The 15,514-nt window shown below is 59.2% G+C and carries 13 protein-coding genes; 4 read left to right on the forward strand and 9 right to left on the reverse strand.

Annotated features, from left to right (window positions below; translation table 11 throughout):
- The first annotated feature begins 180 nt into the window (after window positions 1-180).
- Both MMG91_RS25065 and MMG91_RS25070 read left to right on the forward strand, forming a co-directional pair.
- Window positions 181-1,302: an HlyD family secretion protein gene (locus MMG91_RS25065; RefSeq protein WP_310661023.1), complete on the forward strand. Its 1,122-nt coding sequence runs from the start codon at window positions 181-183 to the stop codon at window positions 1,300-1,302.
- Window positions 1,299-2,891 (forward strand): DHA2 family efflux MFS transporter permease subunit, encoded by a 1,593-nt coding sequence (locus tag MMG91_RS25070; RefSeq protein WP_305446274.1) that lies wholly within the window; start codon window positions 1,299-1,301, stop codon window positions 2,889-2,891. The genes MMG91_RS25065 and MMG91_RS25070 overlap by 4 nt, the downstream gene beginning before the upstream one ends.
- 23 nt (window positions 2,892-2,914) lie before the next feature.
- Here MMG91_RS25070 and MMG91_RS25075 read toward each other — a convergent pair whose 3' ends face one another.
- The 4 genes from MMG91_RS25075 to MMG91_RS25090 form a co-directional block, all read right to left on the reverse strand.
- Window positions 2,915-3,355 (reverse strand): carboxymuconolactone decarboxylase family protein, encoded by a 441-nt coding sequence (locus MMG91_RS25075; RefSeq protein WP_305446275.1) that lies wholly within the window; start codon window positions 3,353-3,355, stop codon window positions 2,915-2,917.
- Window positions 3,356-3,527: 172 nt separating this feature from the next.
- A complete protein-coding gene (locus MMG91_RS25080) occupies window positions 3,528-4,973 on the reverse strand; it encodes a mechanosensitive ion channel family protein (protein ID WP_310661024.1) in 1,446 nt (481 codons plus the stop codon).
- Between the two features lie 189 nt (window positions 4,974-5,162).
- On the reverse strand, window positions 5,163-5,789 hold the full coding sequence (gene ycaC, locus MMG91_RS25085; protein ID WP_052963111.1) for an isochorismate family cysteine hydrolase YcaC: 627 nt from the start codon (window positions 5,787-5,789) through the stop codon (window positions 5,163-5,165).
- A 113-nt stretch (window positions 5,790-5,902) separates the two neighbouring features.
- Window positions 5,903-6,769 carry a pirin family protein gene (locus MMG91_RS25090; RefSeq protein WP_310661025.1) on the reverse strand — a complete coding sequence of 289 codons (867 nt, stop codon included), beginning with the start codon at window positions 6,767-6,769 and terminating at the stop codon, window positions 5,903-5,905.
- Between the two features lie 105 nt (window positions 6,770-6,874).
- Between MMG91_RS25090 and MMG91_RS25095 the strand changes: the two genes are divergently transcribed.
- Together MMG91_RS25095 and dkgB are read left to right on the forward strand one after the other, a co-directional pair.
- Complete coding sequence (locus MMG91_RS25095) at window positions 6,875-7,783, forward strand: LysR substrate-binding domain-containing protein (RefSeq protein WP_305446278.1); 909 nt, start codon at window positions 6,875-6,877, stop codon at window positions 7,781-7,783.
- A gap of 137 nt (window positions 7,784-7,920) precedes the next feature.
- Window positions 7,921-8,724, forward strand: coding sequence for a 2,5-didehydrogluconate reductase DkgB (gene dkgB, locus MMG91_RS25100; protein WP_310661026.1), 804 nt, complete (start codon window positions 7,921-7,923; stop codon window positions 8,722-8,724).
- A gap of 3 nt (window positions 8,725-8,727) precedes the next feature.
- Here dkgB and MMG91_RS25105 read toward each other — a convergent pair whose 3' ends face one another.
- From MMG91_RS25105 to MMG91_RS25125, 5 genes are all read right to left on the reverse strand, one after another.
- Window positions 8,728-11,946 carry a transporter substrate-binding domain-containing protein gene (locus MMG91_RS25105; RefSeq protein WP_310661027.1) on the reverse strand — a complete coding sequence of 1,073 codons (3,219 nt, stop codon included), beginning with the start codon at window positions 11,944-11,946 and terminating at the stop codon, window positions 8,728-8,730.
- 12 nt (window positions 11,947-11,958) lie between these two features.
- Entirely contained in the window at window positions 11,959-12,579 is a 621-nt protein-coding gene (locus MMG91_RS25110; RefSeq protein WP_310661028.1) for a response regulator transcription factor, read from the reverse strand.
- Window positions 12,580-12,722: 143 nt separating this feature from the next.
- On the reverse strand, window positions 12,723-13,169 hold the full coding sequence (locus MMG91_RS25115; RefSeq protein WP_310661029.1) for a response regulator: 447 nt from the start codon (window positions 13,167-13,169) through the stop codon (window positions 12,723-12,725).
- A gap of 327 nt (window positions 13,170-13,496) precedes the next feature.
- Window positions 13,497-14,834 (reverse strand): lysine N(6)-hydroxylase/L-ornithine N(5)-oxygenase family protein, encoded by a 1,338-nt coding sequence (locus MMG91_RS25120; protein WP_310661030.1) that lies wholly within the window; start codon window positions 14,832-14,834, stop codon window positions 13,497-13,499.
- Between the two features lie 144 nt (window positions 14,835-14,978).
- A complete protein-coding gene (locus MMG91_RS25125; protein ID WP_310661031.1) occupies window positions 14,979-15,461 on the reverse strand; it encodes a sigma-70 family RNA polymerase sigma factor in 483 nt (160 codons plus the stop codon).
- Window positions 15,462-15,514: the final 53 nt, after the last annotated feature.

The following is a 15,514-nucleotide window of genomic DNA, read 5'->3' on the forward strand; positions in this document are numbered from 1 at the left end:
ACGTTGAACCAGAATCAAAAACCGAGAACGGGCGGCCAAAGCGTTCGATAAAGAAGTCCGCCATACATGCTGCAACTCATAGCCAACCTGACGACCGGCAGCAGAAACCCATTGCCACACAATATTACCCACGTCATATTATACCTGTAATAAAGCATCGTTTCTTACAGGTATTTCTCCATGACCAGCATGCCCAGCCTTGAACCCGACCTTGCTGTCGCGGTAAACACACCCAAGCCTCCCCTGCTTAAAAGGCTGCTCTTGCTGACGGCGGCCATCGCGGCCCTGGTGTTCATCGGGCTGTACGCAGCCCATTGGTGGACCACCGGCCGTTTCATCGAAGAAACCGACGATGCCTACATCGGTGGCAACGTCACGGTGATCGGGCCGAAGGTCGCGGGGTATATCGAAGAGGTGCTGGTCACCGACAACCAGAGGGTCAAGGCCGGCGATGTGTTGATTCGGCTCGACGCCCGTGACTATCGCGCCAACCTGGCCAAGGCTGAAGGCGCGGTGGCCGCTGAAGAAGCGCTGCTCGCCAACCTCGACGCCACCGAACAACTGCAGCACGCAGTGATCGGCCAGGCCCGCGCCAGCATCGATGCCGCGGGCGCCGAAACCGCGCGCTCGCGGGACGATAACGCCCGCTACAAACGCCTGGTGAACAGCAATGCTGTCTCGGTAGAAAGCGCGCAACGGGCCGACGCTACCTTCAAGACTGCACAGGCGCAGAGTGCCCGGGCCCAAGCCGAACTGCTGGCCGCGCAACGCCAATTGAACGTGATTGAAACCCAAAAACAGCAAGCGCGCGCGGCGTTGATCCAGGCACGGGCCGAGCGTGATCTGGCGCAATTGAATGTCGGTTACACCGAGTTGAAAGCCCCCGTCGACGGCGTGATCGGTAATCGTCGGGCACGGGTCGGCGCTTACGCCCAGGCCGGTTCGCAACTGCTGTCGGTGGTGCCGGCCAGCGGGCTGTGGGTCGATGCCAACTTCAAGGAAGATCAGCTGTCGCGGATGACGCCGGGCCAGCGCGTGATCGTTCATGCGGACGTGCTCAAGGGGCGTGAATTCCACGGTCATCTGGACAGCCTCGCGCCGGCCAGTGGTTCGCAGTTCAGCGTGCTGCCACCGGAAAACGCCACCGGCAATTTCACCAAAATCGTCCAGCGGGTGCCGGTGCGGATCCTGCTCGATCCCGCTGACGGCGTACTCGGCCATCTGCGTCCCGGTCTGTCGGTGACTGCCGAAGTGGACACCCGCGCCGAACCTGAAACCCCGACTGTGGCCAGCGCACCATGAGTCGCGCCCTCGCCGCCCCCGCGCAGCCGTTCGACGCCGCCAACATGGCAACGGCGACCAAGGTGTTCGCCTTCGCCACGATGTGCATCGGCATGTTCATCGCGCTGCTGGACATTCAAATCGTCTCGGCGTCGCTGCGTGACATTGGCGGCGGGCTCTCGGCCGGCACTGACGAAACCGCGTGGGTACAGACCAGTTACCTGATCGCCGAAATCATCGTGATTCCGCTGTCGGGCTGGCTGTCCCGGGTGTTCTCGACCCGTTGGTTGTTCTGCGCCTCGGCGGTGGGTTTCACCCTGGCCAGCCTGCTCTGCGGCGCGGCGTGGAACATCCAGAGCATGATCGTCTTTCGCGCCTTGCAAGGATTTCTCGGCGGCTCAATGATCCCGCTGGTGTTCACCACCGCGTTCTTTTTCTTCACCGGTAAACAACGGGTGATCGCCGCCGCGACCATCGGTGCCGTGGCCTCGCTGGCACCGACGCTGGGGCCGGTGATCGGTGGCTGGATCACCGACATTTCGTCCTGGCACTGGCTGTTCTACATCAATCTGGTGCCGGGGATTTTCGTTGCGGTGGCGGTGCCGATGCTGGTGAAAATCGACCAGCCGGAACTGTCCCTGCTCAAGGGTGCCGACTACCTGAGCATGCTGTTCATGGCGGTGTTTCTCGGTTGCCTGCAATACACCCTCGAAGAAGGCCCGCGCTTCAACTGGTTCAGCGACAGCACGATTCTGACCACCGCCTGGATCAGTGGCCTGGCCGGATTGGCCTTCATCGGTCGAACCTTGCACGTGGCCAATCCGATCGTCGATCTGCGTGCTCTGAAGGACCGTAACTTCGCCCTCGGCTGTTTCTTTTCATTCGTCACGGGGATCGGCCTGTTCGCGACGATTTACCTGACGCCACTGTTTCTCGGTCGTGTACGTGGCTACGGCGCGCTGGACATTGGACTGGCGGTTTTTTCCACCGGGGTGTTCCAGATCCTGGCGATTCCGCTGTACGCCTTTCTGGCCAACCGCATCGACCTGCGCTGGGTCATGATGAGCGGCCTTGGGTTGTTTGCCCTGTCGATGTGGGATTTCAGCCCGATCACCCATGACTGGGGGGCCAAAGAATTGATGCTGCCGCAAGCCTTGCGCGGGATCGCTCAACAACTGGCGGTGCCGCCAGCGGTGACCCTGACTCTCGGCGGACTGGCGCCCGCGCGGCTCAAACATGCTTCGGGGTTGTTCAACCTGATGCGCAACCTCGGCGGCGCGATGGGTATCGCCGCGTGCGCCACGATCCTCAATGACCGCACCAACCTGCACTTCACCCGGTTGGCGGAGAACCTCAACAGCACCAACGAAGCGCTGAATCAGTGGCTGTCCCAGGTCGGCAATAACTTCGCCGCTCTAGGCCAGAGCGGTGACATCGGCGTCACCGCCAGCCTGCGTCAGCTATGGCTGCTGACCTACCGCGAAGCACAGACGCAAACCTACGGCGACGCGTTCCTGATGATCATGGTCTGCTTCATCCTCGCCACGGCGATGGTGCCCTTGATGCGCAAGGTACAACCACCGGCCGCGCCGAGTGCTGATGCGCATTGAGCCTGGTCGCCACTTCAAAAAAATCAGGCCTGAGGCATTTTACGAAAACCCACGGCCAAGCGGTTCCAGCTGTTGATGGTGGAAATTGCCACGGTCAGGTCGACCATTTCCTTGGGGCTGAACTCGGTGCTGAGCAGTGCATAGTCTTCGTCCGGGGCATGGGTCAGGCTCAGCTGCGTCAGGGACTCGGTCCAGGCCAGGGCCGCACGTTCACGGGGGGTGAAGAAGGGTGTTTCACGCCACGCCGACAAGGTGTACAGACGACGCTCGGTTTCGCCATCCTTGCGGGCATCGGCGGTGTGCATGTCGAGGCAGAAGGCGCAGCCGTTGATCTGCGACGCGCGCAGCTTGACCAGTTCGATCAGCGACTTTTCCAGCGGCAGTTTCGAGACGGCGGTTTCCAGGGCGATCATGGCGTTGAGGCCGTCCGGGGAGGCCGTGTAGAAATCGATACGAGGTTGCATGGTGAGCTCCAATCACAGGTGGGATTGGCGCTACGTTAATGCCGACCTGACGTTGAACAAATAGCCAATTATTGGGAAGTTGAGGATGCCAATAGACCAGAAGATTTTCAGTGACTGTTCCGGTTCTTTCGCGAGCCAGCTCGCGAAGGGGCCGGAACAGGCAACCGACACATCAATGGCTACGGCTGCGCAACCACTGCAAAAACCCTTTCTTCTCCACCACCTTGGGTGTTTCCTGAATCAGCGTCTGAGCCGTATGCATCCGGTAATCGAACAACGCCTTCATTGCTTCGCTGATGTCATGACGCGCATCCAGGCACGGCTTGAGGTATTCCTTCTCGATGCGGTAGAGGGTGCAAAAGGTCTTGGCCGAAAAGTCGGCGAGCGCCGATTCATCGGACAGAATCCCGGCCTCGCCAATCACCTCACCCGGCCCCATGCGCCCGGCCTCGAACTTTTTGCCACCGCGGCTCAGGGCGACTGACACCACGCCGGATTCGATGATGAACAGGTGATCGCTGACCTCTCCCGCCGGCAGGATCATTTCACCGGCGCGGAAGGTTTGCAGCTTCATGTTCTGGCTGAAGGTTTCTTTCTCTTCCTGACGCAGGGTCGAGAAGATGTTCGAGCTATCCAGCAGCGCCCGCGGGCGTGACAGTGCAACAGGCGCGTTGGGTTCGACGCTCGACAACAGGCTGACACCGGACGCCTGCAAATGCCGGAATGCCAGGTCGAACAACTGATTGCGCACCATGCGCTTCTGATCCATGGAGATTACAAATCCGCTGATTTCGTATTCCATGCCAGCGCTGCCGGAGCTTTTCAACGACACACTCGGCGCCGGTTTGGCCAACAGGAAGCGGCAGCCCTGCATGGCCCGCTCCAGTGCATCAATCACCGTTTGCGGACGCGCATGGGGGCTTACTTGCAAGCTGATTGATACCCCGAAAATGTCACTGGGTCGGCTGAAGTTGATGATCTTGGCCTTGGCCGCCAATGAGTTGGGAATCACCGCCATGCTGCCTTGCGCGGTTTGCAGGCGCGTGGCGCGCCAGTCGATGTCGGTGACCCGGCCTTCGGTGCCATCGATGGAGATCCAGTCATCCAGTTGATAGGGTTTTGTAGTGTTCAGGACGATCCCGGAGAACACGTCGCTGAGGGTACTTTGCAAGGCCAGGCCGACGATGATCGCCAACGCACCGGACGTTGCCAGCACGCCCTTGACCGGCAATTCGAGCACGTACGCCAGGGCAGCGATGACTGCGATCAGGAAAATCACCGCGCCGAGCAGATCTTGCAGCAAACGCCCGGTGTGCCCGACCCGTTGCATCATCACCGCGCCGATCAACACCGTCAGGGTGCGCGCTGCATACAACCACCAGCCGATCTGCAAACCGGTGGCCGCCAGGTGCAACGGCACATTGTCGACCCAAGGCGCCGGCGCCATGGGATTCAAGCCTTCGTTGAACAGCAGCACGCTGAACAACGAGAAAATCACCAGTCGTACCGCCAGTTTCCAGTTGCTGCCGCTGGCTGTGATCAAACGCCACAACACCAGATCGACCAGGATCAGGATCAGCGCGCTGAGCAACGGATGATCGGTGAGCAGTGACAGCATCAAGCAACTCCAGCAAGGGTACGGATGGGCACAGTGTAGGAGGATTTGATGTCTTCAGAACAACACAAAACACTGTGGGAGCGGGCTTGCCCGCGATGGCAATTGGTCAGTCACTGTGATGTTGACTGATCGACCGCTATCGCGGGCAAGCCCGCTCCCACAAGTTATGTGTGTATGTGCTGCCAGGGTTTACTTGGCGTTGGTCAGGGTGTTGTAGCTGGTCATCAGGTTGCGGTAGTCCGGGATGTGGTTGGAGAACAAAGTCGCCAGGCCTTCCACGTCGTTGCGCCAGTCGCGATGCAGCTCACAGGCCAGGCCGAACCAGGTCATCAGTTGGGCACCGGAGGACGACATGCGATCCCATGCCGATTGACGGGTCAGTTCGTTGAACGTGCCGGAAGCATCGGTCACCACGAACACTTCAAAGCCTTCGGCCAAAGCCGACAGCGCCGGGAATGCCACGCAGACTTCGGTCACCACACCCGCGATGATCAGTTGTTTCTTGCCGGTAGCCTTGATCGCCTTGACGAAGTCTTCGTTGTCCCAGGCATTGATCTGGCCTGGGCGAGCGATGTATGGCGCGTCCGGGAACAGTGCCTTGAGTTCCGGCACCAGTGGGCCATTGGGGCCGGTTTCAAAACTGGTGGTCAGAATCGTTGGCAGCTTGAAGTACTTGGCCAGGTCGGCCAGGGCCAGCACGTTGTTCTTGAAACGGTCCGGATCGATATCGCGCACCAGAGAAAGCAAACCCGCCTGGTGATCGACCAGCAGAACGGCGGCGTTATCTTTGTCGAGACGTTTGTAGGAAGTAGTCATGGGGTAATCCTCGCTTTTTATCGATGCCGAACGGGCCGGCGTAAGTGAACTCTGATTTTTCGTTTAAACGTGGCCAGGCAAGCCCGGTACGCCACAGCGCTACAACAATGATTTCAAACGGGCATCCGGCCGAACTGGCCCGACTGGAAGTCGGCAAAGGCCTGGTGAATTTCTTGCTCGGTGTTCATCACGAACGGGCCGTGGCCAACAATGGGCTCGTCAATCGGCTCGCCGCTGAGCAACAACACCACGGCGTCGTTATTGGCTTCCAGGCTGAGCTGATTGCCATGGCGTTCGAACAACGCCAACTGCCCTTCTCGCACCAGTTCCAAGCCGTTGACCTGAACCGTGCCGCGCAGCACCACCAGTGCGGTGTTGCGTCCTTCGTGCAGATCCAGGGTCAGCAACTTGCCGGCGTTCAAGCGAACGTCCCATACGTCGATCGGCGTAAAGGTGCGCGCCGGGCCGCGATGGCCTTCGAATTCACCGGCGATCAAGCGCAGGCTGCCAGTGTTGTTCTTAAGTGCGATGTTCGGGATGTCACCGTCGAGAATCGTCTGGTAACCGGGCGCGGCCATCTTGTCCCTGGCCGGCAGGTTGACCCACAGCTGCACCATTTCCAGGGTGCCGCCGCTCTTGGCGAAATCTTCGGAGTGGAACTCTTCATGAACAATCCCCGAGGCCGCGGTCATCCATTGCACGTCGCCGGGGCCGATCTTGCCGCCGCTGCCGGTGGAGTCGCGGTGTTCCACTTCGCCCTTGTAAACAATAGTCACGGTTTCGAAACCACGGTGAGGATGCTGACCAACACCACGACGCTCGGTGGTCGGGCTGAATTCAGCGGGCCCTGCGTGATCCAGCAGCAGAAACGGGCTGATGTGTTTGCCCAGGTTGTCGTAGGAAAACAGCGTGCGAACCGGAAAACCGTCGCCGACCCAATGGGTTCGTGGGCTGGTGTAGACACCGATGATGTTCTTCATCTTTTCCTCCAAATCTGTTGTGTGACGCGATGGACAAAGCTTAAAACCGGAGCCTTTGGTGCGCTAGACTGCAAAAATCAGCCTTAGCGTTCTATTTGGAGAACGATGGTGGAAGACCTCAACACCCTGTACTACTTCACCCAAGTGGTGGAGCATCGCGGTTTCGCCCCGGCCGGGCGGGCGCTGGACATGCCCAAATCCAAGCTCAGCCGACGCATTGCCGAGCTCGAAGAACGCCTCGGCGTGCGCCTGCTGCACCGCACCAGCCGGCATTGCTCGTTGACCGAAATCGGCCAGGCCTATTACCAGCGCTGCCTGGCCATGCGGGTGGAAGCCGAAAGCGCCGCCGAACTGATCGAACGCAATCGCTCCGAACCCCAGGGCCTGGTGCGCATCAGTTGCCCGACGGCGCTGCTGAATTCCTGGGTCGGGCCGATGCTGACCCGCTACATGCTCAAATACCCGTTGGTGGAGTTGTTTATCGAAAGCACCAACCGCCGGGTCGACCTGATTCACGAAGGGTTCGATATCGCTCTGCGCGTGCGCTTTCCACCGCTGGAAAACACCGACATGGTGATGAAGGTGCTGGGCAACAGCACCCAATGCCTGGTGGGCATTCCGGCGTTTTTGCAGCGCTTGTCGTCACCGGCCACGCCGGCTGATCTCAGCGGTCTGCCGAGCGTGCATTGGGGTGGCGCGCAGCGTGAATATCAGTGGGAATTGTTCGGTGCCGACGGTGCCAGCGCGCTGATTCGTCATACCCCTCGCATGGTCACCGACGACTTGCTGGCCTTACGTCACGCGGTGCTCGCCGGCATCGGCATCGCCCATTTGCCGAGTGTGGTGGTGCGTGATGACATTGCTGCCGGTCGACTGGTGGAACTGGTGCCGGGCTGGACACCCAAGTGCGGGATCGTGCATGCGATCTTCCCGTCACGACGCGGATTGTTGCCGTCGGTGCGGGCCTTGATCGACTTTCTGGGCGAGGAATTCAGTCATAGTGATATTGCTTAAGAGCTGCGATCTTTTGCGCTTAGCAATTCTCCATTCATGACTTTCGGTAAACAGTGCTTTGCCGATCCAGCGGTTTTTCTCAAGGATTCAGCCGGGGATACTCCCGCTCATTCCCACTGCAACCCCTGGAGTCATTGATGTCTATCCCCGCATTCGGTCTTGGTACGTTTCGCCTGCAAGGCCAGGTGCTCATCGATTCAGTGAGCACCGGTCTTGAGCTGGGCTACCGGGTCATCGATACCGCGCAAATCTATGAAAACGAAGCCGAGGTCGGCCAGGCCATCACTGCCAGCGGCATTGCTCGTGAAGAGCTGTTCATCACCAGCAAAATCTGGGTCGCCAACTTTGCCAAAGACCGGTTGATCGACAGCCTCAAAGAGAGCCTGAATAAACTGCAAACCGATTACCTGGACCTGACGCTGATCCACTGGCCGTCGCCGGAAGATCAGGTGCCGGTCGAAGAGTTCATGGGTGCGCTGCTCGAAGCCAAACAACTGGGCCTGACCCGGCAGATCGGGGTGTCCAACTTCACCGTTGACCTGATGCAACAGGCCATTGCCGCCGTCGGTGCCGAGAACATCGCCACCAACCAGATCGAGTTGCACCCGTACCTGCAAAACCGCAAGGTTGTCGAATTCGCCCAAAGCCAAGGCATTCAGATCACCTCTTACATGACCCTGGCCTACGGCGAAGTGCTGAAGGATCCGCTCATCCAGCAGATCGCCGATCGCCTTCAGGCGACACCGGCTCAGGTCACGCTGGCGTGGGCCATGCAGCAGGGGTACGCGGTGATTCCTTCCTCCACCAAACGCGCCAACCTGCAAGGCAATCTGCAAGCCTGCGCCTTGCCCCTGAGCGATGCCGACATGGCGCTGATTGCAGGCCTGGATCGCGGCCAGCGCCTGACCAGCCCCAAAGGCATTGCGCCGCAGTGGGATTGAACCTCAGCCTTGGTTCAAATGTTTGTCCAGCGATGACATGGCTTGCTGCAACCGATCGACGGCTTCGTCGAGCAGCGCCGTGTTCTCCTCATCGACGACACGCTCCAGTTGTTCGCAATGCTCGATCAAACGCACCGCCCGGACCATACGCGCACTGCCCTTGATGCGGTGCGCCAGGTCTTGCAGACCTGGGCGATCGCCACTGGCGTGCGCCTGGAGCAGATTGATCCGATCACTGCGGTTTGTCACCGCCAGTTCGCGCACCAAGTGATCAAGCAGCGTGCGGTCCGCACCGACGTATTGCTCCAGCCCACTCAAGTCCATTTCGGGTATAGGTTGCTCTTCGAGCGTCTCTGGCGCTTGGCTCACAAACCTGGACGCCAGCCATGCACTCAAATCCGCCAGCAGGATGGGTTTGAACAGGCAGTCGTCCATACCTGCCTCCAGGCAGCGGACTTTTTCCTCGGGCTGCGCATTGGCGGTAAAGCCCAGAATCACCGTCGGCGGCAATCCCTGGGCACGCTCTTCATCGCGGATTGCACCCGCCAGTTCATAACCACTGAGCCCGGGCATATTGCAATCGGTGACTACCAGATCGAACTCATGTTCGCGCCACAGCTCAAGCGCCCGTGCGCCCTCTTCGGCCTCCAGAACACGATGTCCAAGGTGGCTCAGTTGCCGTGAAAGCAACAGGCGATTAGGCGGGTGATCGTCAACCACCAGAATCGTCAGTGGCCGCGTCGGCACCTGCAACCCGTACTCCACGGCCTCAATGGAAGGCAACGCTTGCAATGCGATCAGCTCAAGGTTGATGTCGACCTGTGTGCCTTGTCCGAAGACGCTATCGAGTTGCAACCGGCCGCCCATCATTTCGCACAGGGTGCGACTGATCACCAACCCCAGGCCAGAACCGCTTCGAGCTGACTGCCGGCCGTTATCGGCCTGAATGAACGGGCTGAACAACCGTTGTCGGTCGACGTCGCTGATGCCAATACCGGTGTCTTCAATGCGCACACTGACCGCCAGATGCTCCGGCGTCACGGGTGTCACCCGCAGCGTCAGGCTCACCTCGCCTTCACGGGTGAACTTGATGGCGTTGCTCAGCAGATTGGACAGCACCTGCTTGAAACGGGTGGGGTCGATCAACACATCGCCGTCGCTGTGTTCATCCAGATCGATTCGCCACGCCAGCTCTTTCTGCCGTGCCAGGCCTTCGAAAACCCGACACACCGATTCCACCAGCCGCCGAAGATTGGCCCGCTCAGGTGTCAGGGATAAATGCCCGGACTCGATACGGGCGATATCCAGAATGTCGCCGATCAGCGCCAGCAATTGTTGTGCGGCACTGGACGCCACCTCAATGGCGAAACGATCGGTGACGCCCTCGTCGGCACGTTTCAGGGCCAGTTCAAGCATGCCGATCAGGGCGTTCATCGGTGTGCGGATCTCATGGCTCATGGTGGCCAGAAAAGTGGTTTTGGCGCGGTTGGCATCGTCGGCCTCGTTCTTGGCATCCTGCAATTGCTGCAACCACTGCTGACGCTGGCGGATCTGTCGGCGCTGCCAGGCAATCCAGCCAAAAGCGAGCAACAGCAAGGCGCCAGCCACGGCAAAGGCCTGAAGAATGCCCTGACGATGGCGCAGCCAATAGCTGTCATCCAGCACCACATCATGACTCCAGCGAGCCACCAGAACGTCCATTTCCTGAGGCGAAATACTCAGCAATGCCTTGTTCAGAATCGAGTGCAACTCCAGCGCACCACGGTGAGTGGCCAAGGCGATACGGGCAGGTTGATCACCCACGGTGCTGCTGACGCGCAGGCGATCCCGGTAATGCCGGGCAATCAGGTAACGGGCGACGATCAATGAACTGAGCGTCGCATCAGCCTGCCCCTTGATCACCCATTCCATGCCCTCGGCCGGGCTTCGCGCTTCGACCAGGCGAACCTGCGGCGCCCGGGTCTGTATATATCCGAACAACGGATGGCCACGATAAATTGCCAGGCGTTTACCGGCCAGATCGTCCAGTGTCCTGGGGCTGCCCGTGGTCGTTGCACTGACCAGCACAAATGGATTGCTCAGGTAGGCGCGGGTAAAGAGCAACGCGTCTTCACGCTCGCTACTGGGGGTGACCACAGGTAACAGGTCGATCTCTCCGGCCTGGAGTTGCTCGATTTGCCGGTCCAGTGAGCGGCCGCGTTGTACCTGAAAGGTCAAACCGCTGCGCTGGCTGATCAGCATCAGCAACTGCGCCGTCAACCCGCTGAGCCGGCCTTGGGCATCGTAGAACGTCAGCGGAGCAAAGTTGTCGATCGCGCCGACAGTGATCGTCGGATGCCGCTCCAGCCAGCGCTGCTCACTGACGCTCAAACGCACCGGTTGCTGGCCCATCGTATTGGCCCTGCCGGCACTCCAGCGCACCTCGATGACCGCGCGCTGTTCCATCGGTATTGCCGCCAGAGCCTTGTCGATGATGCTTTTGAGACGCGGATTGTCCATCGCCAGAGCGAAGCCGAACGGATTGGCATCCAGACCGGAAGGCCCCGCCAGATGGACATTGTTGAGGTAGTTATTGTTGATCAGATAATTGGCGCTGATGAAGTCGCCCAGGTACACATCGTCCGGCCCGAACGCTACTGCTCCGAGCGCATCGAGTGCCGAGGGATAAAGCTGCAAGGTCGCGTCGGGGTAGAACGCTTCCACAGTCTGGGCCGGCAAATAATCTTCGACCATGGCGATACGTTTGCCGCCAAGATCGACAGGCATTCGCTCGTCCAGTCGAGTGACCAGCATCGGCTGATCTTCGGCATAGGCTCGGGACCGGTTCAGCGCCGGGTCCGCCGCTTCGAAGTTGTTCGATGTCCCGAGCAGATCCAGCTCATGGCGTTTCAGGGCGTCCATGGCGGCTTCACGGGTGGCATAACGCAACACGTCAATCTTGACGTGCAGCAGTTGCCCCAGCAGATCGGCGTAATCGGCCGTGATGCCCTCCAGCTCACCGCGGTGGCGCGTTACTTCGAACGGCGGGTAATCCGCCCCCGTTACACCGACGCGCAAGGCCCGTTTATCGCGTAGCCATTGCCAGTCCCTTTCATCCAGCTTGACCTGAAAACCCTCCACCGTGGAACGACCCAGCAGGTGCAACTGCTGCGGTTCGTCGGCCATCGCCGCAGGCAACTGCGTTAAAAGGCTCAGTGCCAAGGCCGACAGAAACAGGCGCATGATCGGGGTCATTCAGATCAAACGATTACGTTTGGCGAAGTCTCGCAGGTGCACCGCCGCGTTCACCCCCAGCTTTTCGATCAAGCGAGTCTTGTAGGTGCTGATAGTCTTGTGGCTCAAGTGCATAAGTTCGCCGATGACCTTGTTAGACATGCCTCGGGCCAGGTATTGCAGGATGCTCAATTCGCGGTTGGAGAGTTTGTCGATCATCTGTTTTTCGCTGCTTTGCAGGCTGTCCTGAGGTCCAGAAGGCAGATGCGCGAAATAGGTGTAGCCGGCCATGACCGCATGCACGGCTTTTTGCAATTGACTCAAATCGTTGGTCTTGGCGACATACGCCATGGCCCCGGCGCGCATGCAGCGATCCTGAAAGAACAGCGGATCCAGCGACGAGAACACCAGCACCCGGCAGGACAAGTCATTGGCCTTGATCCGTTCAAGCACATCCAGCCCATCACCGCCGGGCATGACCAGATCCAATATCACCAGATCGACTGCATGCTCACGAAGTATCGACAAGGCCTCGCCAACACTGAACGCCTCATAAATGAGTTTGAAACCCTCTGGTTCAAGGACAATTCGGACTGCGGCACTCACCACAGGATGATCGTCCACAAGCAGCGCTTTCTTCATGGCAATTCCCTGTGCAAAAACTCGACGATTACCCTCGGATAGCGCCGAGACAGACGCGACGGCTGCGCAAAGATTTTTGCATGGTAGACAGAAAAAATGTACCTGACAGAATTGATAGTACCGACGAACGGTAGCCCCGAAAATCAACCGATCCGTTGCCGATATCGCTCTTGATTCAAGTAGGGTGCAGCTTCACACGCCGGCGGATCGATGAGCGTCATCAGCCGTTGAATGGACACAAAATCTGGCAATGCCTCGCGGCTCACCTGAATCCTTTGCGGAACCTGCTGTTGAAAGCCGGCAGGGAATGGCGGCAACTGTGCCTGCTGGTCAGCGTAGATCAAGACGTAATGAACCTGGCAGTTATCGAGGAAGAACCCCACCAGGTCCAACGCACCATCCGCCAGTGAGGCATTGATGACCACCAGATCGAACGGCTCGCAGCTGTAGTCGACCAGGGTCAGCATGTGCGCAAGGCTTTGCACCGGTGCCACCCGGTAATAACCGAGCTGATTGAACAACCGCTCGGTTTTCATTCGGTGAAAATGCTGTTCGTCGGCGATCAGGATACGCAAGGCTTTGTTGATCATCGCGAGCCTCCAGGTCAATCAATGACTGATGAGTGAGGCGGCAAGGCTACGCAAGACCGAGGAAGCGTTCTGTAGGACATTTCCTAAAAACGGTGTCACTTATCCCTTCAGGACGTGGTTCTCAGGGAACGGGCCGGGATTCGCCGCGCAGTTGCAGCGCGGGGTTATTCCGCAGGGTTCAGGATTCTACATTTGTGGTGCTTTTGAGAGCCCCATCGCGGGCAAGCCTGCTCCCACAGGGATCTTCAGTGAACACAGATTGGGTGACTTAAGATCAAACTGTGGGAGCGGGCTTGCCCGCGATGGCGGCTGGCAGACGCCGAAGATTTAGCTGGCAGTGGCCAACAATAAATCCATCACCGACCGGCCATGCCCACGCGACTTGCCATGGTCATACAGCGAGCCGGCAATTTCATCGGCGCGGATCGGCAGGATCGACAGCAAGGTGTCGCTCAAGCCGTGGCTGGCCTGGCAGAAGCCCTGCATATAGATGCCGGCCTTGCAACGCTCGTCGGTGATCAGTTTGTAATTGCGATCGACCTCAAAATCACCCAGGTACTGTTCCAGCGGCGCCAGCAGTTTGCGGTGCATCTGACGCTCGTAACCGGTGGCCAGCACCACGGCGTCGTAGCAACGAACAGTGACTTCACCGGTGGCGTTGTTGCGCACCGCCAGTTCGATACCGCGCTCGGTGGCGGTAGCTTTTTCGATGGTGGTCAGGGTACGGAACGCGTGGCGCGCGATGCCCGAGACTTTCTGCCGGTAGAAGATGCCGTAGATGCGTTCGATCAGGTCGATATCCACCACCGAATAGTTGGTGTTGTGGTACTCGTTGACCAGGCGCTCACGTTCGCTGCTGGCCTGCTGGAACACCAGGTCGGTGAACTCCGGCGAGAACACTTCGTTGACGAAGGGGCTGTCATCGGCTGGCTTCAAGGCCGAGCCACGCAGGATCATGTCCACCTGCACCGACGGGAAGCTGTCGTTCAGGTCGATGAAGGCTTCCGCCGCACTCTGCCCGCCGCCAATGATCGCGATGCTCATCGGTTGGTTGTTCACACACGGCTGGCTGGCCATGCGCTCCAGATACTGGGAGTGATGGAACACCCGGCCGTCATCCTTGAGTGCCTTGAACGCTTCGGGAATGCGCGGTGTACCGCCAGCGCTGACCACTACCGAACGGGTGGTGCGCACATGCTGCTGACCTTGCGTATCACGCGAGATCACCCGCAGTGCTTCGACCTGCTGGTGGTGCAGCACCGGTTCGATGGCCAGCACTTCCTCGCCATAGCGACTCTGTTCGGTAAATTGCCCGGCGACCCAGCGCAGGTAGTCGTTGTACTCCATGCGGCATGGATAGAAGGTGCCGAGGTTGATGAAGTCCACTAGACGACCGTGGTGCTTGAGGTAATTGACGAAGGAATACGGGCTGGTCGGGTTGCGCAGCGTCACCAGATCCTTGAGAAAGGAAATCTGCAGTTCGCTCTGGGTGACCAGGGTATTGCCGTGCCAGCGGTAGTCCGCTTGCTTGTCGAGAAACAGCACATCCAGCTCGCCCTGGCTCGGCCCGCGCTCTTGCAGGGCGATGGCCAGAGCCAGGTTCGAAGGGCCGAAACCGACGCCGATCAGGTCGTGAACGATGGGCGATGCAATTGCCTGTGTCATTTCCAGTGTCCTCTGGATGAACCCCGGACCAGCGGGGATAAAGCCTGGGTGACCTGACCGGCCTTGTGCGGCAGCAGATCGTCTGTTGAATAGGAACGAGGACAATGAAAAAAAATTTAACGTGGCCTGATTAAACGGTGGCGATCAGGGAGCGTCCCACTGGCGCATTCGCACCCGGCAATGCTTCATGGCATTGACGATGTGCTTTTCCACCAGCGCCCGGGAAATACCCAGCTGCCCGGCGATTTGCGGGTGCGACAAGCCATCGATTTTGCGCAGAAGAAAACTCTCGCGACACAACCGTGGCAACTCCGCCAGTGCGCGCTGGAGCATGTCCAGGCGCTGACCGTGATCGAGGCTGTTGTGAGGGGATGGCGTGAAGTAGCGTTCTTCGCTGTCGAGCACGTCCAGGGATTCGACCTGCCGCAAGGCATTGCGTCGGTGGTCGTCGATCACCAGATTGAGCGCGGTGCGATAAAGAAACGCCCGGGGTTGTTCGATCGGCGTGTCACTGGAACGCTCCAGTACCCGCAGATAAGCGTCATGCACCACATCTTCGGCCACCTGACGGTTGCCCAGCTTGGCGTTCAGGAAACACACCAGCTCGCGATAGTAGTTTTCCAACATGACTCCCAGTCCTTGAGCCAGATCTGCGCCATAAAAGAGATGGCGGCACGATG

The sequence above is a fragment of the Pseudomonas sp. JL3 genome (assembly GCF_031570575.1).
GTDB lineage: Bacteria > Pseudomonadota > Gammaproteobacteria > Pseudomonadales > Pseudomonadaceae > Aquipseudomonas > Aquipseudomonas cucumis.